Here is a 20542-nt window from a genome sequence, read left to right on the forward strand (position 1 = left end):
AAAGCCCGCCTGAATCGAATATCGAGCAAGCCTAGGGGGATTCGAAGGGGCTGTCCATGCGCGGTTTCCTGAGTATTCGGGCGCCGGCGAGTACCAGCCAGCAGGCGAGGATAAACGGCGCGGTGAGTGCGGGCAGGTGCAGGGCAGCAAAGCCCGGAGTGAGAAGGATCGCCAGCAGGATGCCGAGCAGCGGCAGCCAGGGTTGGCGCCGTGCCTGGCTCAGCGCCAGAGCCGCGAGAGCCGGGTTGTAGCTGTGCAGGCCGAGGAGGGCGGCGCTGGTGTCGTCCAGCAGCCATCCGATCAGTACGCCGCTGCTGGCGCCGATCACGGCCCAGACCGCGGCACGCCGGTTCGCCAGCCACAGGCCGAGGGCAATCAGCGCGCCCGCCAGCGGCTGGTCCAGCAGCATGATCTGCGCGAGGCCGGTGAACGGCGCGCCGAGCACCGCCAGGGTCTCGGGCTCGCCCAGGGCCAAGGCACTGTGTGGGACGCTGCCCAGCAGCAGCCAGCCCAGGCCGACAAAGGGCGCGGTGTAGGCGGGCAGGTCATGCGGCCGGCTGGCGTGTTTCAGCCACTGCCGCGTGAGGATCGCGCTCAAGCCGCCGCACGCGAGGATCAGCGGCGGCAACAACGCCGACCAGGCGAAATGCTGGCTGATCAACAGGCCTAGCAATACGCCGTTGTAGCTATACAGCCCGGCCTGGCGCTCGGCCTTGGGATAGTCGCGACGCTGGGCCGTGAGCAACCCGGCGACCCCACCCAGCAGCGCACCGCCGAGCAAGGTCGGAGCGCCGATCAGGATCGCCAACAGGCACAGCAGGCCGCACAGCGGATGGCGTTGCAGGAAGATCTGGCTGAAGCCGTTGAGCAGGGCTTCGGCCCAGTCGGGGCAGGTTGGGGTGTGCATGATGGGTATTCAGTGGGACCGAGTTGGGCCCATCGGGGGCAAGCCCCCTCCCACACTTGATTGGGTTCACATAGTTGGATGTGTGAATGCCGTCCAATGTGGGAGGGGGCTTGCCCCCGATGGGGCCTCTGCAGGCGCTAGATCAGCGTCTCTATGCGCAAGGAGTTGGTCGACCCCGGTTGCCCGAACGGCACCCCGGCAGTAATCACCAAGGTATCCCCGCGCTGCGCCATGCCCTGGGCCTGGGCAATCTCCAGCGCGGTGGAACACACTTCATCCACCTGCCTCAGTCGATCATTGACCACCGAATGCACGCCCCACGCCACGCTCAGGCGGCGCGCCGTGGACAGGTTCGGTGTGAGGTTGAGGATCGGCGCCACCGGCCGTTCCCGCGCTGCGCGCAAGCTGGAACTGCCCGACTCGCTGTAGTTCACCAGCACCGCCACCGGCAGGATGCTGCTGATGCGCCGGATCGCGCAGCTGATGGCGTCCGACACCGTGGCATCGGCCTTGGGCCGGCTGACGTCGAGTTGGGTCTGGTAGTCTGGGCCGTTTTCCACCTGGCGGATGATCTTGCTCATCATCTGCACGGCTTCCAGCGGGTACTCGCCCGACGCGGTTTCCGCCGACAGCATCACCGCATCCGCGCCTTCGGCCACTGCATTGGCGACATCCGTCACTTCCGCGCGGGTCGGCGCCGGCGAGAAGCGCATGGACTCCAGCATCTGCGTCGCCACCACCACCGGTTTGCCCAACTGGCGGCAGGTGCGGATGATGTCTTTCTGGATTTGCGGCACGCTCTCGGCCGGCACTTCCACGCCCAGGTCGCCCCGGGCCACCATGATCGCGTCGCTCAGCTCGGCGATTTCCCGCAGGCGTTGTACGGCTGAGGGCTTCTCGATCTTGGCCATCAGGAAGGCCTTGTCGCCGATCAGCTCGCGGGCCTCGCGGATGTCTTCCGGGCGCTGCACAAACGACAGCGCCACCCAGTCCACGCCCAGCTCCAGGCCGAAGCTCAGGTCGCGACGGTCCTTGACGGTGAGCGGGCTGAGTTCCAGCAAGGCTTGTGGGACGTTGATGCCTTTACGGTCGGACAACTCGCCGCCATTCAGTACGGTGGTGTCGATGGCAGCGGCGTGCCGGGTGATCACGCGCAGGCGCAGCTTGCCGTCGTCGAGCAACAGGTCCATGCCCGGTTCCAGGGCGGCGATGATTTCCGGGTGGGGCAGGTTGACCCGGCGCTGGTCACCCGGCGTCGGGTCCAGGTCCAGGCGCAGGGCCTGGCCACGCACCAGTTGCACCTTGCCTTCGGCAAACGTCCCGACGCGCAGCTTCGGTCCCTGCAGGTCCATGAGGATGCCCAGCGGGTAGTTGAGCTGGCGCTCCACCTGGCGAATCAAGTGGTAGCGCCGGGCGTGATCGGCATGCTCACCGTGGCTGAAGTTGAGGCGGAAGATATTCACCCCGGCTTGCACCAGCTCGCGGATGTCGTCGATACCGTCGGTGGCCGGGCCCAGGGTGGCGAGGATCTTGACCTTCTTGTCAGGCGTCATGGTGGGCAGTCTCAAGGATCAGGATGGCGCGCACGTCATTGACATTGGTGCGGGTCGGCTCGGTAACGATCAAGCCGTCGAGGGCGGCGAAGTAGCCATACCCGTTGTTGTTGTCCAGCTCGTCGCTGGCCGACAGGCCCAGGGCTTCGGCGCGCGCATAGCTGCACGGGGTCATGATTGCGCCGGCGTTGTCTTCCGAGCCGTCGATGCCGTCGGTGTCGCCGGCCAGGGCGTACACGCCGGGCAGGCCTTTGAGGCTGTCGGTCAGGCTCAACAGGAATTCGGCATTGCGTCCGCCACGGCCGTTGCCGCGCACGGTGACCGTAGTTTCCCCACCGGAGAGGATCACGCACGGCGCCGCCAACGGCTGGCCGTGCTGCACGATTTGCCGCGCGATGCCGGCGTGCACTTTGGCCACCTCCCGCGCTTCGCCTTCCAGGTCGCCGAGGATCAGCGCGCTGAAACCGGCCTGGCGCGCTTTCACCGCCACCGCTTCCAGGGATTGTTGCGGGCGCGCGATCAGCTGGAAGTGGCTGCGGGCGAGCACCGGGTCGCCGGGCTTGACGGTTTCCGAGGCCGGATTCTGCAACCAGCTGCGCACGGCGGCCGGTGCGTCGATGCCGTAGCGCTTGAGGATCGCCAGGGCCTGTTGCGAAGTGCTGGGGTCGCCGACCGTGGGGCCGGAGGCGATGACCGTGGCCTGGTCGCCCGGCACATCGGAAATCGCATAGGTGTAGACCGTCGCCGGCCAGGCCGCCTTGGCCAGCCGACCGCCCTTGATTGCCGAGAGGTGCTTGCGTACGCAATTCATCTCGCCAATGGTGGCGCCGGATTTGAGCAGGGCTTTGTTGATGGCCTGCTTGTCGGCCAGGCTGATGCCTTCGGCAGGCAGTGCCAGGAGTGCCGAGCCGCCGCCGGAGAGCAGGAAGATCACCCGGTCGTCTTCGCTCAGGTTGCTGATCAATTCCAGCACGCGCTTGGCCACCGCCAGGCCGGCGGCATCGGGCACCGGGTGGGCGGCTTCGACCACTTCGATTTTCTGGCAAGGGGCGCCGTGGCCGTAGCGGGTGACCACCAGGCCTGAGACGTCGCCTTGCCAGCAATTCTCGACGACCAGCGCCATGGCGGCCGCCGCCTTGCCGGCGCCGATCACGATCACGCGGCCGCTGCGGTCGGCGGGCAGGCAGGGTTCGAGGACGTGCCGGGGGTGGGCGGCATCGATGGCTGTGGCAAACAGCTCGCGAAGCAGGTGTTGCGGATCGACCGACATAAGCGGGCTCCCGGGGTATTTTTGTTATTAGAGGTACAGCCCTTTCAAAGGGGGTTACTTATCGCGAATCGAAAAGTTCGCCATATGCTCCAACCCCTTGATCAGCGCCGAGTGGTCCCAGTTACCGCCGCCAAGCGCCGCGCAGGTGCTGAACACCTGCTGGGTGCCGGCGGTGTTCGGCAGGTTGATCCCCAGTTCCTTGGCACCGGCCAGGGCCAGGTTCAGGTCCTTCTGGTGCAGGTTAATGCGAAAGCCCGGATCGAAGGTGCCCTTGATCATGCGTTCGCCATGCACTTCGAGGATCTTCGACGAGGCAAAGCCGCCCATCAGCGCTTCACGCACCTTGGCCGGGTCGGCGCCGTTCTTGGCGGCGAACAGCAGCGCTTCGGCCACTGCCTGGATATTCAGCGCGACGATGATCTGGTTAGCCACTTTGGCGGTCTGGCCGTCGCCATTGCCGCCCACCAGGGTGATGTTTTTGCCCATGCTCTGGAACAGCGGCAGGGCACGTTCGAAGGTCTGCGGCTCGCCACCGACCATGATGCTCAAGGTACCGGCCTTGGCGCCGACTTCACCGCCGGACACCGGGGCGTCGAGGTACTGCGCGCCGTGCTCGTTGATCTTTGCCGCAAACGCCTTGGTGGCTGTGGGAGAGATCGAACTCATGTCGATCACCACCTTGTTCGGCGACAGGCCCGCCGCCACACCGTCGGCGCGGAACAGCACGTCGTCGACCTGCGGGGTGTCGGGGACCATGACGATAATGAAGTCGGCTTCCTGGGCCACTTGCTGCGGGGTGGCCAGGGCCACTGCGCCGGCGCTGATCAGCTCGGCCGGCGCCTTGCCGTGGTGTTCGGAAAGAAACAGTTGATGACCGGCTTTCTGCAGGTTTGCGGCCATGGGTTGGCCCATGATGCCGGTGCCGATAAATCCGATTTTAGCCATGATGAAATCCTCTTTTTATGCTTTGTGGGCGCTGGGCTTGCGGTGGTGAGCGGGCTTGTTGTGGTGAGGGGCTTGTTGTGGTGAGCGGGCTTGTCCCGCGCTGGCTGCGTAGCAGCCCCATGGGGTCTAAGCCCCCTCACTACAGCAACCCCCTCCCACAAGGTTTTGTATGGTGTCGGTTAGATGGCGTTGTGGGTTTTAAGCCAGCCCAAACCCGCTTCGGTGGTGGTCAGCGGCTTGTATTCACAGCCGACCCAGCCCGCGTATCCGATGCGGTCCAGATGTTCGAACAGAAAGCGGTAGTTGATCTCCCCGGTTCCCGGCTCATTGCGCCCAGGGTTGTCCGCCAGCTGGATGTGATTGATCTCCTCCAGGTGCGCCGCCATGGTCCGGGCCAGATCGCCTTCCATGATTTGCATGTGGTAGATGTCGTACTGCAGGAACAGGTTGTCACTGCCCACCTGTTCGCGAATTGATAGGGCCTGTGCAGTGTTGTTGAGGTAGAAACCCGGAATGTCGCGGGTGTTGATCGCTTCCATCACCAGCTTGATGCCCGCCGCCTGCAGCTTGTCGGCGGCGTACTTGAGGTTGGCGACAAAGGTCCTTTCCACGGTTTCATCATCCACACCCTTGGGCCGAATCCCCGCCAGGCAGTTGATCTGGGTATTGCCCAGCACCTGGGCGTAGGCGATGGCCAGGGTGACCCCGGCGCGAAACTCCTCGACCCGGTCCGGGTGGCACGCCAGGCCGCGTTCGCCCTTGGCCCAGTCACCGGCCGGCAGGTTGAACAGCACCTGGGTCAGGCCATGGGTATCGAGTTGGGCCTTGATTTCAGCCGAGCTGAATTCATAGGGGAACAGGTACTCGACACCCTGGAAACCGGCATCGGCTGCGGCCTTGAAGCGAGCGAGAAAGTCTTGCTCGGTAAACAGCATGGACAGGTTGGCGGCAAAGCGCGGCATAAGGTTCTCCTTAATCGAGCAGGGAAATGGCGGTCGGCGCATCGTTGCCGACCAGGGCCAGGTCTTCGAATTCGTTGACGGCGTTGATTTCGGTGCCCATGGAAATATTGGTCACGCGCTCCAGAATGATCTCGACGATCACCGGCACCTTGAACTCCTCGATCATGTGTTCGGCCTTGCGCAACGCCGGCGCGATCTGTCCCGGTTCGAACACGCGCAGGGCCTTGCAACCCAGGCCTTCGGCAACTGCGACGTGGTCGACGCCATAGCCGTTCAGCTCGGGAGCGTTGAGGTTGTCGAAAGACAACTGCACGCAGTAGTCCATTTCAAACCCGCGCTGGGCCTGGCGGATCAGCCCCAGGTAGGAGTTGTTCACCACTACATGGATGTACGGCAGCTTGAACTGTGCGCCCACGGCCAGCTCTTCGATCATGAACTGGAAGTCATAGTCGCCGGACAGCGCCACCACCTTGCGGCTCGGGTCGGCCTTGACCACGCCCAGCGCGGCAGGAATGGTCCAGCCCAACGGACCGGCCTGGCCGCAGTTGATCCAGTGGCGTGGCTTGTACACATGCAGGAATTGCGCGCCGGCAATCTGCGACAGGCCGATGGTGCTGACGTAGCAGGTGTCTTTGCCGAACACCTGGTTCATCTCTTCGTAGACCCGTTGCGGCTTGACCGGCACGTTGTCGAAGTGGGTCTTGCGGTGCAGGGTCGCCTTGCGCTGCTGGCAGTCATGCAGCCAGGCGCTGCGGTCCTTGAGCTTGCCGGCGGCTTTCCACTCGCGGGCGACTTCGATGAACATCGTCAGCGCGGAGCCGGCGTCGGACACGATGCCCAGGTCCGGGGTGAATACGCGGCCAATCTGCGTCGGTTCGATGTCGACGTGAATGAATTTACGGCCTTCGGTGTACACCTCCACTGAACCAGTGTGGCGGTTGGCCCAACGGTTACCGATACCCAGCACCACGTCTGACTTGAGCAGCGTCGCGTTGCCGTAGCGGTGGGAGGTTTGCAGGCCGACCATACCGACCATCTGTGGGTGATCGTCGGGAATGGTGCCCCAGCCCATCAGCGTCGGGATCACCGGGATGCCGGTCAGCTCGGCGAACTCCACCAACAGCTCGCTGGCGTCGGCGTTGATCACACCGCCGCCGCTCACCAGCAACGGGCGTTCAGCCTGATCCAGCAGGGCCAGGGCCTTTTCGACCTGGATGCGGGTGGCCAAGGGCTTGGCCAGTGGCAGCGGCTGGTAGGCGTCGATATCGAATTCGATCTCGGCCATCTGCACGTCGAACGGCAGGTCGATCAGCACCGGGCCAGGGCGGCCGGAGCGCATTTCATAGAAGGCTTTCTGGAATGCGTACGGCACTTGGCCCGGCTCGAGGACGGTGGTCGCCCACTTGGTCACCGGCTTGACGATGCTGGTGATGTCCACGGCCTGGAAGTCTTCCTTGTGCAGGCGGGCCCGTGGTGCCTGGCCGGTGATGCACAGGATCGGGATCGAGTCGGCCGAGGCGCTGTAGAGGCCGGTGACCATGTCGGTGCCCGCCGGGCCCGAGGTGCCAATGCATACGCCGATATTGCCGGCCTTGGTGCGGGTGTAACCCTCGGCCATGTGCGAGGCGCCTTCAACGTGGCGAGCAAGGACGTGATCGATGCCACCCACCTTCTGCAAGGCTGAGTACAGCGGGTTGATCGCAGCGCCTGGGATACCGAAGGCGGTGTCCACGCCTTCACGGCGCATGACGAGGACGGCGGCTTCGATTGCTCTCATTTTGCTCATGATTTTGGTGCCTCTTGCGTTTTGTAATTGTATACAAGTGGTGTCTGTCCAAAGTGTATTCACGGCGGGCGGCGCAGGTCAATCCATTTTATTGGTTGGCCTTTGCGTTCGTCGGAACCGCTTTTTTCGACGTATGGAGCCTTTGTTTGAAAATATTGTATACAAAAATAAATGTCATTGTGTTCTATTTGTTTGATCGGTCATCTGATCAAACAGACCTCCACCGCTTTCCCAATAACAAAAGAAGGACGGCACCATGAGCGCTTTAACCTTGAAGATTGCCACCCAACTGGCCAGCCAGGCCCTCAGCGCCGGCCGCACGATTTCAGCCGCGCCGCTGACCATCGCGGTCCTCGACAGCGGCGGCCACTTGATCACCCTGCAGCGCGAAGACGGCGCCAGCCTGCTGCGCCCGCAGATCGCCATCGGCAAGGCCTGGGGCGCGATTGCGCTGGGCAAGGGCTCGCGCCTGCTGGCACTGGACGCACAGCAACGGCCGGCGTTTATCGCGGCGTTGAACAGCCTGGGGCAGGGTAGCGTGGTGCCGGCGCCGGGTGGGGTGTTGATTCGGGATCAGGCGGGGGCGGTACTGGGGGCGATCGGGATCAGCGGGGATACGTCGGATATTGATGAGCAGTGTGCGATCACGGCGATCGAGGGGCTGGGGTTGAGGGCGGATGCGGGGGTGTCAGCTTGAGTCGTGTGTGACTGTAAGGGCCTCATCGGGAGCAAGCCCCACAGTTTTGAGCGTGTTCACAGTTCAATCTGTGGGAAGGGGCTTGCCCCCGATTGGCACAGGCACCTCGGTGCATCAGTCCGGCGCACAGCCCTTGAGCACCAACCGAATAATCGTCTGCGCCGCCGCTTCATAATCGGCCTCATCCAGCTTGGCCTTGCCGGTCACCGCGGAAATCTGCCAGTCGAAATCCGCATAGGTCTGCGTCGCCGCCCAGATGCTGAACATCAGGTGATGAGGGTCGATAGCCGCGATCAACCCGCGATCCACCCAGCTCTGGATGCAGTCGATATTGTGCTTGGCCTGGGCATTGAGTTGTTGGACCTGCTCGGCACTCAGATGCGGTGCGCCATGCATGATTTCGCTGGCGAACACCTTGGAGGCGAAGGGCAGGTCGCGGGAGATGCGGATTTTCGAGCGGATGTAGTTGCTCAGCACCGCTGAAGGCTCTCCCTCGGGGTTGAACGGCGTGGACGCCGCCAGGATCGGCTCGATAATGCTTTCGAGCACCTCGCGGTAGAGGTTGTCCTTGGACTTGAAGTAGTAATAGACGTTGGGCTTGGGCAGCCCGGCCTTGGCGGCGATGTCGCTGGTTTTGGTCGCGGCGAAGCCCTTGTCGGCAAACTCCTCGCTCGCCGCCCGCAGGATCTTTTCTTTGTTGCGCTCGCGAATGGTGCTCATAAACCAGGGTTTTCCTTGCCAGTGCAGGCGGTCGGGCATGTTAGCACCGGCTATCCGCGAGCCTCAACAATGTGTCCGCAACGCCTTGCGCCGCGCTATGCTCGCGTCATCTTTTCTCTTACGGAAGTGCGTTTCATGGCAGGAAGCAGTTTGCTGGTGTTGATCGACGACATCGCCACCGTCCTCGACGATGTCGCCCTGATGACCAAGATGGCCGCCAAGAAAACCGCCGGCGTGCTGGGCGATGACCTGGCGCTCAACGCCCAGCAGGTTTCCGGCGTGCGTGCCGAGCGGGAAATCCCGGTGGTATGGGCCGTTGCCAAGGGCTCGTTTATCAACAAATTGATCCTGGTGCCCACCGCGTTGTTGATCAGCGCCTTCGCTCCCTGGGCCGTGACACCGTTGTTGATGCTCGGCGGCGCTTACCTGTGTTTCGAAGGCTTCGAGAAGCTCGCGCATAAATTCCTGCACAGCAAGGCTGAAGTCCAGGCCGAACATACGCAGCTGGTTGACGCGGTGGCCAACCCGGCTACTGATCTGGTGGCTTTTGAAAAGGACAAGATCAAAGGCGCGATCCGGACTGACTTCATCCTCTCTGCGGAAATCATCGCCATCACCCTCGGCACCGTGGCCGATGCGCCGTTGATGCAGCAAGTGGTTGTCCTGTCGGGCATCGCCATCGTCATGACCATCGGCGTCTACGGGCTTGTGGCTGGCATCGTCAAGCTGGATGACCTGGGCCTGTGGCTTACCCAGAAGCCTGGCCAGATGGCTCGCAGTATCGGTGGCGGCATCCTGCGCACGGCACCGTACATGATGAAGAGCCTGTCGGTGATCGGCACGGCGGCGATGTTCATGGTCGGCGGTGGCATCCTTACCCATGGTGTGCCGGTGGTGCATCATTGGGTGGAAACGGTGAGCCAGAGTGTCGGTGGGGTGGCGTGGCTGATGCCGACCCTGTTGAACGCGGGTGTGGGGATTGTCGCCGGGGCGGCGGTATTGGTGGTGGTGTCGGGGGTCGGTCGGTTGTGGCGTACGGCGAGGGCCTGACATTTCAGTCAGGCCACCGACGTGTATCAGCGCAGCGGGCGTCGTCACGCCCGCTGCCTGCAACCTTGCCGATTACTGGGCGAAGGCCTTGTAGCCATTCTGCTCGAAGTTGTAAAGCGTGTTTGCTTCTGAACCTTTCACGTAGTCATAGCTACTGTCAGAGGAGGCGCTTGCAGTCATTGGTCGGGTGTAAAGCGTCCCTTCTATCTGGTTGTTATTGGGTGTCGACTCGGTGCCGCCCTTGGCATCGGCGTATTGGAATACGCGCTCGGCATTTGCGGCCCGGTCGGCCCGAGTATCGTTCGATGCATTCATGTCGTCCCAATCGCCTGTCTGAGACTTGATCCCCGTCAGTTTGTCATCCTTGAGCGCTTCGCGCGCGCTCGCAAAAAGCGGGTTGTTGGTAATGGCGTCGACGCTGCGATGATCGCCAGGTGCCCTGCCCGTATTGCCGGTAGGCGCACTGATAGAGGCTTGCCCCTGCTGGCCTGTCGACGACTGGGAGCCTGCCGGGCCGTTTGCCTGGGCGTATCCGGTATTGTATTGATTGGAGCCGCTGGAGTTACTTACATCCATCAAGGTTTTCCGTTTTTCAATGATTAGGCGTCTGATTGGGAACCCGTGGGTTCGCGCCTTAAGTGGTTTTCCCGAATGAAACGGTTCCCGTAGACCTAGGAAATCTAGTGGTCTGCATGTGGGGGAAATTACCGGTTTACGCCGAGCTCGTGAGTATCGGTGTCTGCGGGCGCGAGGCGTACCCTTCAGAGGCACGCCCGCCGCGTTTGCTTCAGGAGGGGTATTGCAAGGCGCTGTAACCTTTTTCGCTGAAAGCCTTGAGCAACTGCGCTTCGGAACCGGCGGACACACTGCCGAACTGGCCAAAGCCCTGCATGCCGTGATCGCCTTGTTGCGATGAACCCTGCCGCTTGAGGCCTTCGCGACCATCGATGTGGTTCACCACTTCCGACAGGTTATAGGCCGCATCCGCACGGGCTTCAGGATTGTCGTTGGCAGGGCCCCAATCGCCGGTCTGCTGTTTGAGCTTGTTAAGAAAGTCGTTGGAGAACGGGCCGTTCTGCTTGAGCACGTCTTTGAGCGCCGGATTGTCGCTGAAGATTTTTTCTGCGCCGCGGTGATCGCCGGCAGGCCTGCCATAAGCACCTGTGGGAGCACCCGTGCCAGCGTTCTTCGATGCCTGCGGTTCGGCTGCTGGAATGCTATTCGCAGAAGGGGTGGAGGAAATAGATTGCGTCATATTGAAATATCCACTCAAAGTTCAAGGTGGGTATCCGCCTCATCCGCCTGATGTTTGTCAGGCATGTCTGTGGGGGGGGGGGCCTGGACACTGTGTGGCGTGGCTGTGCGGCTGGTTCTCGTCATGCTGCTGTTACCCGCCACTGCGCGCAAAAAAAGGCCATTCATTCGAATGGCCTTTTTGGTCGGCGCTATTTACTCGGCAATCTGCAACTTGCGCGATTCTGTATAGATATACCGCACCTTTTCATACTCGAACGGCGAGTTCATCTGACCGTAGCGGAAGCTGGTCTGGTAGCGCTTGTCCACCGCACGCAGGGCCCAGATTTCCGGGTGGTTGGAGCTGACTTCGGAGACATTGAGGAAGTTGATCTGGGACTCGGCGGTGTAGTCCACCAGCAGGCCGCCGGTGTCGCGCAGGTTCGACGGACCAAAGATCGGCAGTACCAGGTAGGCACCGCCGGGAACGCCGTAGAAGCCCAGGGTCTGGCCGAAGTCTTCGCTCTGGCGCGGCAGGCCCATGGCGGTCGCCGGGTCCCACAGGCCGGCGATGCCGACGGTGGTGTTGAGCAGCAGGCGCCCGGTGGTCTCCAGGGAGCGGTGGCCTTTGAGCTGCAGCAAGCTGTTCAACAGGTTGGGCACGTCGCCCAGGTTGTTGAAGAAGTTGCTCACGCCGGTGCGCAGGAAGCTTGGTGTGACGTAGCGGTAACCGTCGACCACCGGCAGGAACACCCATTGGTCAAAGCGGTAGTTGAAGTGGTACACGCGGCGGTTCCACGATTCGAGCGGGTCATACACGTTGAGGGCGTTGACCGACGAGCGTTCGAATTCGCGCTGGTCCAGGCCCGGGTTGAACTTGAGTTTGCTCAGCGGCTCCTTGAAACCGTCGGAGTCCATCACCACAGGCGCGTGAGCTTTGCTGTTGTCGGCATTGGCAACGCCTGCGCACATCAGGGCGGCAAGCAGCAGAAGATATTTAGCCACGGAAGAACTCCAGCATGGCGTCGGCGTTGACGCGGTAATTGAGGTTGCCGCAATGGCCGCCCAGGGGATAGACGGTCAAGCGATCGCCGAAGGTCTTGCGCAGGAAGCCGAGGTCGCCCGGGCCGAGGATCACGTCGTCGGCGTTGTGCATGACGGCGATTTTCGGGCTGGCATGCAGGTAGTCCTTGAGGGCGTACAGGCTGACCTGGTCAACCAGTTGCAACAGGCTGCCGCCGTCGGAGCGGGCGCGCCACATCGGGATCACCTGTTCGGTGAGGTAGCAGTCGAAGTCGCATTGCAGCGCACGCTTGAGGAACGGCGTGAGGCTGGTGCCTTCGCTGATCGGGTACTTCGGCGGGATGATCAGGCCACGGCGGTTGATCAGGTCCGAGGTAAAGGCGATGTCGGCCGCCGAGAAGCGGAACGAGGTGCCGATCAGCATGGCCATCTGTTCGTTGGTCAGGTGCTGCTTGGATTGCTGGAAGTCGTAGAGCAGGGCGTCGTTGAGGTCGATGTAGCCCTTTTGCTGGAAGTAACGGGTCAGCTTGTTCAACACCAGTTCATAGAAGGTGGTGGTGTTGTTGATGCCCTTGACCTCGGTCTGTACCAGCTTGTCGAGGTTGGTGATCGAGGTGTAGAGGTTGACCGGCGGGTTGAGCAGCAGCACTTTCTTGAAGTTGAAGCTGCGGCGGGTCTCGTCGAGCTTGCTGACAAACGCCGCATCCAGCGCGCCGAGGCTGTAGCCGGTGAGGTAGAAGTCGGTCACCGGCAGCGAGGCATTCTGGGCACGCACGGCCTGCATCACGCGGTACATGTCTTCGGCATCTTCCTGGCTGATGCCGGGGGTGGCGAAGCGCGAAGCCGAGGCGATGAAGTCGAAGCTGGTGGGCGACGACAGTTGCACCACATGGTAGCCGGCCTGGTAATACAGTTTTTTCAAGTATTCGTTGATGCTGCTGTCAAACCGCGCACCGGTGCCCGCGATCAGGAAGATCAGCGGCGCGGCGCGGTCCTGCTTGGCGATGCGGTAAGTGAGCTTCTTCACTGCCCAGAAATTGTCCGGCAGGCTGAACTCGCGCTCGGGGCGCATGTTCAGGGTGTAGTCGGACTGGTTGATCTCATCGTCGGTCGGCAATGTCGGCCGAAGGTCGGGCGGTGTGGTGGCGATGGTCGCTTCGAATGGGTTGGTCAAAGGGTAGCCATAGCTGGCTTGGTCGATATCGACGGCCAGTGCTGACGCACTCAAAAAAAGGCTGCCCAGTAAGGCAGCACAGCGCAAGGAACGGAGCATGACTTAATCCCTAAGAGGAAACGTGCTTAATGAAGTTCGCAGGCTATGACCACCGCGTTGCCACCGAAGTGCCAGCTCTCGGCACGAAAAGTCGGAAAATAACGTCTGAATCGGGGTAATAGTAGCGAGACGATACACTTTGCCATGCATTAGTGAACACTAATTGTGTGTATGCACCTTGCTAACGGCCGCTGGCGCATTAAGCTGAGCGCCGTTTTTGCCTATCGGAGTGCTCCATGTCCCGCCGCTTGCCGTTGATTTTGCTGCTTATTGCCCTGCCGTTATGGCTGGCTGCCAGTTATGGCGCGCGTTACGGCTTTATGGAAGATGGCCAGTGGGTCGGCATCTGTGCCGACGAGGCCAGCCGCTGGGAATGCCAGGTGCGTTCGAACCTGGGCTTGATGATTCACTTCAAGGTGCTGGGCTGGGCCGCGCTGGTGACCTCGGTGCTGGCGTTTTTCGTGCCGGGCCGTGCGGGATGGGGCTTGGCGGTACTGGGGCTGGTGTTCGGGCTGCCGGCCCTGGCGTTGTACAACACCTCGTTTGCGGTGTTTGCGGTGGTGATTGCGGGGTTGCGGTTGGTCAGGCAGTCGCGGCGCGCCTGATAAGGCCAATCGGGGGCTTGCCCCCGATGGCGCTCTTACGCCTTGCGCACCCGCAAGCACCGCCACAAAGCCACAACCATCAACCCACTGACCACCGCCCAACCCCACGCCTGCTGGTTCAGCAGGCCTTCACGGTACAGCTGTGGCGCAATGCCGGCCCCGATGATAAAGGTCAGCAAGGCAATCTCCCGGCGTGGCCCGGCCACCGGACGAACCAGATACACCAACGCCGGCAGCAGCAGCGCCGCACTCGGGAAGCTGCGGTAGCGTGGGTCAAACACCAGTGCCAGCATCATCACGGCGCCCGCGAATCCGGCGATTGCCACCAGCCAGCCGGCACGTTGTTCCAGCCAGTTGAACAGCCGTTCGCGCCAGCCTTCACGGGCACTCAGGGCCAGTGCGGCGTGGGCCAGCACCAGCAGGTTCAGCGCCACGAGTAAGCCGGCCCATGCCCACTCATCGTTGAAGCGCGCAGTCACGCGGGTCAGTTCGGCCCAGGTGCCGATGGCGCAGGCAGCCACTGCACCCAGCAGGGGCAGGGCGATCGCGGCGCGCGTGCTGCGGACGCGACCACCGAGCACCAGCGTGCCCAGCAGGATAATTCCGCCGACCCCCAGCCACAGCGGCCAGTGCGGCACATTGGTCACCGGCCCGGCGAGGATGCCCTTGTCCTGGCGGTCGGCATCGAACAGGCCCCAGTAGCCGCCCACGGCACCTTCACTGGCGCGCTTCCACGGTTGGTCAAACGCTTCGATCAGGTTGTAGTGCCAGCCATTGGCTTCGGCCATGGCCACGAAACCGCGCATGAACTTGGCCTCATTGACCCGGCTCGGCACCGCAGTTTCGCGTTGGCGGCCTTCGCTGGGCCAGCCCGTCTCGCCGATCAATATGTCCTTGGGCGCGAATTTGTTGCCAAAGGTCTGGCGTACATCGCCCACATGCTTGAGGGCCTGGTCGATACCGGAGGGGTCATCTTCCCAGTAGGGCAGCAAGTGGATAGTCAGGAAGTCCACCGCCGGCGCGATTTCCGGGTGCTGCAGCCAGAACTCCCAGACGTCGGCGTAGGTGACCGGCTGCTTGATCTGGCTTTTGACCTTATGGATCAGCGCCACCAGCTGTTTGGCGGTGACTTCCTTGCGCAGCAGCGCTTCGTTGCCGACGATCACCGAGGTGACCACATCGGGGTTGGCGTTAGCCGAGGCGATCAGTTGGTCGACTTCTTTTTCGGTCGCGACCGGGTCGCTGCTGACCCAGGCGCCCGCCATCACCTTTAACCCATGCTTGCGCGCCAGGTCCGGCAAGGCTTCCAGGCCGGTCATGGAGTAGGTGCGGATGCACTCGAAGCGGGTGGCCAGCAGGGCCAGGTCGGCGTCCATGCGCGCGGGGCGCAGTGTGAACGGTTGGTCGAAGGGCGATTGGTCTTTGTCGAACGGTGTGTACGACGCGCATTGCAGCTTGTGACTGGCACTGGCCACATCTGGCAGCACCACCGGGCGGCCGAGGCCATACCAGTAGCCGACAAGGGCCAGCAGGCCGAGGATCAAAGCGAAGCAATAGGGCAGGGCAGGGAAGCGGGCAGTGGCGGGCATGGTCGGCTTATCTGGGGGAGCAAAGGCGCGCATCTTACCCGGATTTGCGCTATCCCAGTGGGGCTGCATAATTTTGACATGCAAAGTTCGGGCGGGATCGTGGGGTTAAGTCCTACAAAAAGTCCTACTGGCGATGTGATGTCGTTTCTTGCTTGCATGAGGTCGCTGACAGAGCAGGTCGAAGGCTGCGGCAGGTTGATGATCGACGTGTCAGCACTCCACTGATGTCGCAGCAGCCGGATCGATGCGCGTGAAGGGGGCGCGGCGCACCACATAACAACAGGTTGACGTCGCTCGACATCCGTCGGGCGCAGCACTTTCGGGGAAGTACGATGAAGATGCGACGACTCTTGGGCGCAGCTGCCACTCTGGTAGTTGCGATGAGCTCCACACTGGCCAGCGCCGACAGCAAAACCCTGAGCATCGGTTATGTAGATGGCTGGTCCGACAGCGTTGCCACCACGCATGTGGCGGCAGAGGTGATCAGGGAAAAGCTCGGTTATGACGTCAAACTGCAAGCGGTTGCCACCGGGATCATGTGGCAGGGCGTGGCCACCGGCAAGCTCGATGCCATGCTCTCCGCCTGGCTGCCGGTAACCCATGGCGAGTATTGGACCAAGAACAAGGACAAGGTGGTCGACTACGGCCCCAACTTCAAGGATGCGAAGATCGGCTTGATCGTGCCGGAGTACGTCAAGGCCAAGTCCATCGAAGACCTCAAGACCGACACCACCTTCAAGAACAAGATCGTCGGCATCGACGCCGGTTCAGGCGTGATGCTCAAGACCGACGAAGCCATCAAGCAGTACGGCCTCGACTACAAGCTGCAAGCCAGTTCGGGTGCGGCGATGATCGCCGAGCTGACCCGTGCCGAAGACAAGCAGGAATCCATTGCGGTCACCGGCTGGGTGCCACACTGGATGTTCGCCAAGTGGAAACTGCGTTTCCTGGACGATCCAAAAGGGATTTATGGTGCTGCTGAAACCGTCAACAGCATCGGCAGCAAGGGCCTGGAGAAGAAAGCGCCGGAAGTCGCGGCCTTCCTGAAGAAATTCCAGTGGGCCTCCAAGGATGAGATCGGCGAAGTCATGCTCGCTATCCAGGAAGGCGCCAAGCCTGATGCAGCGGCCAAGGACTGGGTTGCCAAGCACCCTGAGCGCGTAGCCGAGTGGACCGGTAAATAACCCCCCAATGCCTTGATAAAACCCCTGTGGGAGGGGGCTTGCCCCCGATTGCGGTGTGTCAGTCGTCAATGATCTGACTGGCTCACCACTATCGGGAGCAAGCCCCCTCCCACATTATTTTCGTCACCCGCAAATGTTTCTGCGCCCTCTCAATCCCTCGCTACACTCCGTCTAATACTAAGGTCGTCTGGAACCTGTTCCGTAGCCGCATACAGTGGATACGTTCCAATAATAAAAAAGCTGTGCTGCGAGGATAAAAACAATGAACGACAGCATTTACCTCTCGATTCAAAACAGCCCGCGTTTCAAGGAGCTGGTAAGAAAAAGGGAAAGGTTCGCCTGGATTCTCTCGGCGATCATGCTAGGGCTGTACTCCGGATTCATCCTGTTGATCGCCTACGGGCCACAAGTACTGGGGGCTAAACTCAGCCCCGGCTCATCCATCACCTGGGGCATCCCCATCGGGGTCGGGCTGATTGTGTCGGCCTTTGTCCTCACCGGCATCTATGTGCGACGCGCCAACGGCGAATTCGACGACCTGAACAATGCGATTCTCAAGGAGGCTGCGCAATGATCCGTCGTCTATTGGCAGTATTCGGCGCTTCGGTCTTCGCTCCTGCGGTGTGGGCGGCGGATGCATTGACCGGTGAAGTGCACAAACAACCGCTGAATATCGCAGCGATCCTGATGTTCGTGGCCTTTGTCGGCGCGACGTTGTGCATCACCTACTGGGCGTCCAAGCGCAACAAGTCGGCGGCCGACTACTATGCGGCCGGCGGCAAGATCACCGGTTTCCAGAACGGCCTGGCGATTGCCGGCGACTACATGTCGGCCGCGTCCTTCCTGGGAATTTCCGCACTGGTGTTCACCTCCGGCTACGACGGCCTGATCTACTCGATCGGCTTCCTGGTGGGCTGGCCGATCATTCTGTTCCTGATCGCCGAGCGCCTGCGTAACCTGGGCAAGTACACCTTTGCCGACGTGGCGTCCTATCGCCTCGGGCAAACCCAGATCCGCAGCCTGTCGGCCTGTGGTTCCCTGGTCGTGGTGGCGTTCTACCTGATCGCGCAAATGGTGGGGGCGGGCAAGCTGATCCAGCTGCTGTTCGGCCTCGACTACCATGTGGCGGTGATCCTGGTCGGGATCCTGATGTGCCTGTATGTGCTGTTCGGCGGCATGCTGGCGACCACCTGGGTGCAGATCATCAAGGCGGTACTCTTGCTGTCGGGTGCCTCATTCATGGCGCTGATGGTGATGAAGCACGTCAACTTCGACTTCAACACGCTGTTCTCCGAGGCGATCAAGGTTCACCCTAAAGGTGAAGCGATCATGAGCCCCGGCGGCCTGGTGAAAGACCCGATCTCCGCGTTCTCCCTGGGCCTGGCGCTGATGTTCGGTACCGCCGGCCTGCCGCACATCCTGATGCGCTTCTTCACTGTAAGTGACGCCAAGGAAGCGCGTAAGAGCGTGCTGTATGCCACGGGCTTCATCGGCTACTTCTATATCCTGACCTTTATCATCGGCTTCGGCGCGATCCTGCTGGTCAGCACCAACCCGGCGTTCAAGGATGCAGCAGGCGCCTTGCTGGGCGGTAACAACATGGCGGCGGTGCACCTGGCTAACGCGGTGGGTGGCAGTATCTTCCTGGGCTTCATCTCGGCAGTGGCCTTCGCCACCATCCTGGCCGTGGTTGCCGGTTTGACCCTGGCCGGTGCTTCGGCGGTGTCCCATGACCTGTACGCCAGCGTGATCAAGAAAGGCAAGGCCAACGAGAAGGATGAGATTCGCGTATCGAAGATCACCACCATCGCCCTGGCAGTGCTGGCGATTGGCCTGGGCATCCTGTTCGAAAGCCAGAACATCGCGTTCATGGTCGGCCTGGCGTTCTCGATTGCCGCCAGCTGTAACTTCCCGGTGTTGCTGCTTTCCATGTACTGGAAAAACCTCACCACCCGTGGCGCGATGATTGGCGGCTGGTTGGGCCTGGTCAGTGCGGTGGGCCTGATGGTGCTGGGTCCGACCATCTGGGTCTCGATCCTGCATCACGAGAAGGCGATCTTCCCGTACGAATACCCGGCGCTGTTCTCGATGATCATTGCGTTCATCGGTATCTGGTTCTTCTCCATCACCGACAAGTCGGCGGCGGCAGAGAAAGAGCGCGCGCTGTACTTCCCGCAGTTTGTGCGTTCGCAGACTGGCCTGGGGGCGAGTGGGGCGGTTAACCACTAAGGTTATAACTGGATAAGGAAGTGCCCCGGTCGAAAGGCCGGGGCATTTTTTTGTCTGGTGTTTATGGGGGGGCTGCTACTGACCCCGATGGCGGTAGATCACGCGCCACAAATAAAAACGGCCTCCACTGAGGGAGGCCGTTTTCGGTTCTGCTGAAAGGTGCTTACTTGCGATCTTCCAGCTTGGTAATGTCACGCGACTCGTAGCCGGTGTACAGCTGGCGTGGACGGCCAATCTTGTACGGGCTGGAGAGCATTTCTTTCCAGTGGGAGATCCAGCCCACGGTCCGCGCCAGGGCGAAGATCACGGTGAACATGCTGGTTGGAATGCCGATCGCCTTGAGGATGATCCCCGAGTAGAAGTCGACGTTCGGGTACAGCGAGCGTTCGATGAAGTACGGGTCGGTCAGGGCGATCTCTTCCAGGCGCATGGCCAGTTCGAGTTGCGGATCGTTGTTGATGCCCAGTTCCTTCAGCACTTCGTCGCAGGTCTGCTTCATGACGGTGGCGCGCGGGTCGCGGTTCTTGTAGACCCGGTGACCGAAGCCCATCAACTTGAACGGATCGTTCTTGTCCTTGGCCTTGGCGATGAACGTGTCGATGTTGGACACATCGCCGATTTCATCGAGCATGGTCAATACGGCTTCGTTCGCACCGCCGTGGGCAGGGCCCCACAGTGCGGCGATACCGGCGGCGATACAGGCGAACGGGTTGGCACCCGAAGAACCTGCCAGGCGCACGGTAGAGGTGGAGGCGTTTTGCTCGTGGTCGGCGTGGAGGATGAAGATCCGGTCCATTGCCTTGGCCAGCACCGGGCTGATCGGTTTGATCTCGCACGGGGTGTTGAACATCATGTGCAGGAAGTTTTCCGCGTACGTCAGGTCGTTGCGCGGGTACATCATGGGTTGGCCCATGGAGTACTTGTAAACCATTGCGGCCAGGGTCGGCATCTTGGCAACCAGGCGGATCGCGGAAATTTCGCGATGCTGCGGGTTATTGATGTCGAGGGAGTCATGATAGAAGGCCGACAGGGCGCCGACCACGCCGCACATGACGGCCATCGGGTGGGCGTCGCGACGGAAGCCGTTGAAGAAGGTCTTCAACTGCTCGTGAACCATGGTGTGGTTCTTCACGGTGCTGACAAACTGGGCTTTTTGCTCGGCTGTTGGCAATTCGCCATTTAGCAGCAGGTAGCAGGTTTCCAGATAGTCCGATTTTTCCGCCAGTTGCTCGATCGGGTAGCCCCGGTGCAGCAGGATGCCATTGTCGCCGTCGATATAGGTGATCTTCGACTCGCAAGAGGCGGTCGACATGAAGCCTGGGTCGAAAGTGAAACGGCCCGTGGCCGTCAGGCCCCGTACGTCGATAACATCGGGACCAACGGTGCCGGTTAAAATGGGCAGCTCGACGGGGGCTGCGCCCTCGATGATCAACTGCGCTTTTTTGTCAGCCATGTGGCCTCCTATTTATGCTTCAAATCATCAGACAGACCCCCCACGCAGGGCCCGCACCACTAT

General features: G+C 61.5%; 19 protein-coding genes. 6 read left to right on the plus strand and 13 right to left on the minus strand.

Features of this window, described 5'->3' with window-relative positions; translation table 11 throughout:
• Positions 1-31 precede the first annotated feature (31 nt).
• From J3D60_RS30485 to gcl, 6 genes are all read right to left on the minus strand, one after another.
• Positions 32-907, minus strand: a complete 876-nt coding sequence (locus J3D60_RS30485; protein WP_253493834.1) for an urea transporter — start codon at positions 905-907, stop codon at positions 32-34.
• Positions 908-1044: 137 nt separating this feature from the next.
• Positions 1045-2460: a pyruvate kinase gene (gene pyk, locus J3D60_RS30490; protein WP_253493835.1), complete on the minus strand. Its 1416-nt coding sequence runs from the start codon at positions 2458-2460 to the stop codon at positions 1045-1047.
• A complete protein-coding gene (locus J3D60_RS30495; RefSeq protein ID WP_253493836.1) occupies positions 2450-3730 on the minus strand; it encodes a glycerate kinase in 1281 nt (426 codons plus the stop codon). Before J3D60_RS30495 ends, pyk begins: the two co-directional genes overlap by 11 nt.
• A gap of 54 nt (positions 3731-3784) precedes the next feature.
• Positions 3785-4675 (minus strand): 2-hydroxy-3-oxopropionate reductase, encoded by an 891-nt coding sequence (locus J3D60_RS30500; protein ID WP_253493837.1) that lies wholly within the window; start codon positions 4673-4675, stop codon positions 3785-3787.
• Positions 4676-4854: 179 nt separating this feature from the next.
• Entirely contained in the window at positions 4855-5637 is a 783-nt protein-coding gene (hyi, locus tag J3D60_RS30505; protein WP_065939938.1) for a hydroxypyruvate isomerase, read from the minus strand.
• A gap of 10 nt (positions 5638-5647) precedes the next feature.
• Positions 5648-7423 carry a glyoxylate carboligase gene (gene gcl, locus J3D60_RS30510; protein ID WP_253493838.1) on the minus strand — a complete coding sequence of 592 codons (1776 nt, stop codon included), beginning with the start codon at positions 7421-7423 and terminating at the stop codon, positions 5648-5650.
• A 256-nt stretch (positions 7424-7679) separates the two neighbouring features.
• Here gcl and J3D60_RS30515 point away from each other — a divergent pair, with 256 nt between their 5' ends.
• Positions 7680-8120 (plus strand): heme-binding protein, encoded by a 441-nt coding sequence (locus J3D60_RS30515; protein WP_253493839.1) that lies wholly within the window; start codon positions 7680-7682, stop codon positions 8118-8120.
• 114 nt (positions 8121-8234) lie between these two features.
• On the opposite strand, the gene J3D60_RS30520 is transcribed toward J3D60_RS30515, so the two are convergent.
• A complete protein-coding gene (locus J3D60_RS30520; RefSeq protein WP_065939935.1) occupies positions 8235-8840 on the minus strand; it encodes a TetR/AcrR family transcriptional regulator in 606 nt (201 codons plus the stop codon).
• A gap of 135 nt (positions 8841-8975) precedes the next feature.
• On the opposite strand from J3D60_RS30520, the gene J3D60_RS30525 reads away from it, so the two are divergent.
• On the plus strand, positions 8976-9890 hold the full coding sequence (locus tag J3D60_RS30525; RefSeq protein WP_253493841.1) for a DUF808 domain-containing protein: 915 nt from the start codon (positions 8976-8978) through the stop codon (positions 9888-9890).
• Positions 9891-9962: 72 nt separating this feature from the next.
• On the opposite strand, the gene J3D60_RS30530 is transcribed toward J3D60_RS30525, so the two are convergent.
• The 4 genes from J3D60_RS30530 to J3D60_RS30545 all read right to left on the minus strand — a co-directional run bounded on the left by J3D60_RS30530 (position 9963) and on the right by J3D60_RS30545 (position 13419).
• Positions 9963-10466, minus strand: coding sequence for a hypothetical protein (locus J3D60_RS30530; RefSeq protein WP_065939933.1), 504 nt, complete (start codon positions 10464-10466; stop codon positions 9963-9965).
• Positions 10467-10677: 211 nt separating this feature from the next.
• Complete coding sequence (locus J3D60_RS30535) at positions 10678-11145, minus strand: hypothetical protein (protein ID WP_253493842.1); 468 nt, start codon at positions 11143-11145, stop codon at positions 10678-10680.
• Positions 11146-11339: 194 nt separating this feature from the next.
• Positions 11340-12128 (minus strand): VacJ family lipoprotein, encoded by a 789-nt coding sequence (locus tag J3D60_RS30540; protein ID WP_027607049.1) that lies wholly within the window; start codon positions 12126-12128, stop codon positions 11340-11342.
• Positions 12121-13419, minus strand: coding sequence for a serine/threonine protein kinase (locus J3D60_RS30545; protein WP_027607050.1), 1299 nt, complete (start codon positions 13417-13419; stop codon positions 12121-12123). Before J3D60_RS30545 ends, J3D60_RS30540 begins: the two co-directional genes overlap by 8 nt.
• Before the next feature lie 236 nt (positions 13420-13655).
• On the opposite strand from J3D60_RS30545, the gene J3D60_RS30550 reads away from it, so the two are divergent.
• Positions 13656-14024 (plus strand): hypothetical protein, encoded by a 369-nt coding sequence (locus J3D60_RS30550; RefSeq protein ID WP_065924484.1) that lies wholly within the window; start codon positions 13656-13658, stop codon positions 14022-14024.
• A 35-nt stretch (positions 14025-14059) separates the two neighbouring features.
• Here the strand turns inward: J3D60_RS30550 and J3D60_RS30555 are convergent, their stop codons facing one another.
• Positions 14060-15613, minus strand: coding sequence for a glycosyl hydrolase family 17 protein (locus J3D60_RS30555; RefSeq protein WP_253493843.1), 1554 nt, complete (start codon positions 15611-15613; stop codon positions 14060-14062).
• A 332-nt stretch (positions 15614-15945) separates the two neighbouring features.
• Here J3D60_RS30555 and J3D60_RS30560 point away from each other — a divergent pair, with 332 nt between their 5' ends.
• From J3D60_RS30560 to J3D60_RS30570, 3 genes are all read left to right on the plus strand, one after another.
• Positions 15946-16797 carry a glycine betaine ABC transporter substrate-binding protein gene (locus J3D60_RS30560; protein WP_027607053.1) on the plus strand — a complete coding sequence of 284 codons (852 nt, stop codon included), beginning with the start codon at positions 15946-15948 and terminating at the stop codon, positions 16795-16797.
• A 262-nt stretch (positions 16798-17059) separates the two neighbouring features.
• On the plus strand, positions 17060-17371 hold the full coding sequence (locus J3D60_RS30565; RefSeq protein WP_027607054.1) for a DUF485 domain-containing protein: 312 nt from the start codon (positions 17060-17062) through the stop codon (positions 17369-17371).
• Positions 17368-19026, plus strand: a complete 1659-nt coding sequence (locus tag J3D60_RS30570; protein WP_065939930.1) for a cation acetate symporter — start codon at positions 17368-17370, stop codon at positions 19024-19026. The genes J3D60_RS30565 and J3D60_RS30570 overlap by 4 nt, the downstream gene beginning before the upstream one ends.
• A 163-nt stretch (positions 19027-19189) precedes the next feature.
• On the opposite strand, the gene gltA is transcribed toward J3D60_RS30570, so the two are convergent.
• Positions 19190-20479, minus strand: a complete 1290-nt coding sequence (gene gltA, locus J3D60_RS30575) for a citrate synthase (protein ID WP_027607056.1) — start codon at positions 20477-20479, stop codon at positions 19190-19192.
• Positions 20480-20542: the final 63 nt, after the last annotated feature.

This window comes from Pseudomonas sp. S3E17, assembly GCF_024168685.1.
Classification (GTDB): domain Bacteria; phylum Pseudomonadota; class Gammaproteobacteria; order Pseudomonadales; family Pseudomonadaceae; genus Aquipseudomonas; species Aquipseudomonas marginalis.

What these genes read in the sequence shown, in the direction of transcription:
- J3D60_RS30535 (WP_253493842.1), bottom strand. Translation starts at nt 11,145, where the DNA reads ATGACGCAATCTATTTCCTCCACCCCTTCTGCGAATAGCATTCCAGCA.
- hyi (WP_065939938.1), bottom strand. Translation starts at nt 5,637, where the DNA reads ATGCCGCGCTTTGCCGCCAACCTGTCCATGCTGTTTACCGAGCAAGAC.
- pyk (WP_253493835.1), bottom strand. Translation starts at nt 2,460, where the DNA reads ATGACGCCTGACAAGAAGGTCAAGATCCTCGCCACCCTGGGCCCGGCC.
- J3D60_RS30565 (WP_027607054.1), top strand. Translation starts at nt 17,060, where the DNA reads ATGAACGACAGCATTTACCTCTCGATTCAAAACAGCCCGCGTTTCAAG.
- J3D60_RS30545 (WP_027607050.1), bottom strand. Translation starts at nt 13,419, where the DNA reads ATGCTCCGTTCCTTGCGCTGTGCTGCCTTACTGGGCAGCCTTTTTTTG.
- J3D60_RS30570 (WP_065939930.1), top strand. Translation starts at nt 17,368, where the DNA reads ATGATCCGTCGTCTATTGGCAGTATTCGGCGCTTCGGTCTTCGCTCCT.
- J3D60_RS30515 (WP_253493839.1), top strand. Translation starts at nt 7,680, where the DNA reads ATGAGCGCTTTAACCTTGAAGATTGCCACCCAACTGGCCAGCCAGGCC.
- gcl (WP_253493838.1), bottom strand. Translation starts at nt 7,423, where the DNA reads ATGAGCAAAATGAGAGCAATCGAAGCCGCCGTCCTCGTCATGCGCCGT.
- J3D60_RS30560 (WP_027607053.1), top strand. Translation starts at nt 15,946, where the DNA reads ATGAAGATGCGACGACTCTTGGGCGCAGCTGCCACTCTGGTAGTTGCG.
- J3D60_RS30525 (WP_253493841.1), top strand. Translation starts at nt 8,976, where the DNA reads ATGGCAGGAAGCAGTTTGCTGGTGTTGATCGACGACATCGCCACCGTC.
- J3D60_RS30555 (WP_253493843.1), bottom strand. Translation starts at nt 15,613, where the DNA reads ATGCCCGCCACTGCCCGCTTCCCTGCCCTGCCCTATTGCTTCGCTTTG.
- J3D60_RS30530 (WP_065939933.1), bottom strand. Translation starts at nt 10,466, where the DNA reads ATGGATGTAAGTAACTCCAGCGGCTCCAATCAATACAATACCGGATAC.
- gltA (WP_027607056.1), bottom strand. Translation starts at nt 20,479, where the DNA reads ATGGCTGACAAAAAAGCGCAGTTGATCATCGAGGGCGCAGCCCCCGTC.
- J3D60_RS30550 (WP_065924484.1), top strand. Translation starts at nt 13,656, where the DNA reads ATGTCCCGCCGCTTGCCGTTGATTTTGCTGCTTATTGCCCTGCCGTTA.
- J3D60_RS30495 (WP_253493836.1), bottom strand. Translation starts at nt 3,730, where the DNA reads ATGTCGGTCGATCCGCAACACCTGCTTCGCGAGCTGTTTGCCACAGCC.
- J3D60_RS30485 (WP_253493834.1), bottom strand. Translation starts at nt 907, where the DNA reads ATGCACACCCCAACCTGCCCCGACTGGGCCGAAGCCCTGCTCAACGGC.
- J3D60_RS30520 (WP_065939935.1), bottom strand. Translation starts at nt 8,840, where the DNA reads ATGAGCACCATTCGCGAGCGCAACAAAGAAAAGATCCTGCGGGCGGCG.
- J3D60_RS30500 (WP_253493837.1), bottom strand. Translation starts at nt 4,675, where the DNA reads ATGGCTAAAATCGGATTTATCGGCACCGGCATCATGGGCCAACCCATG.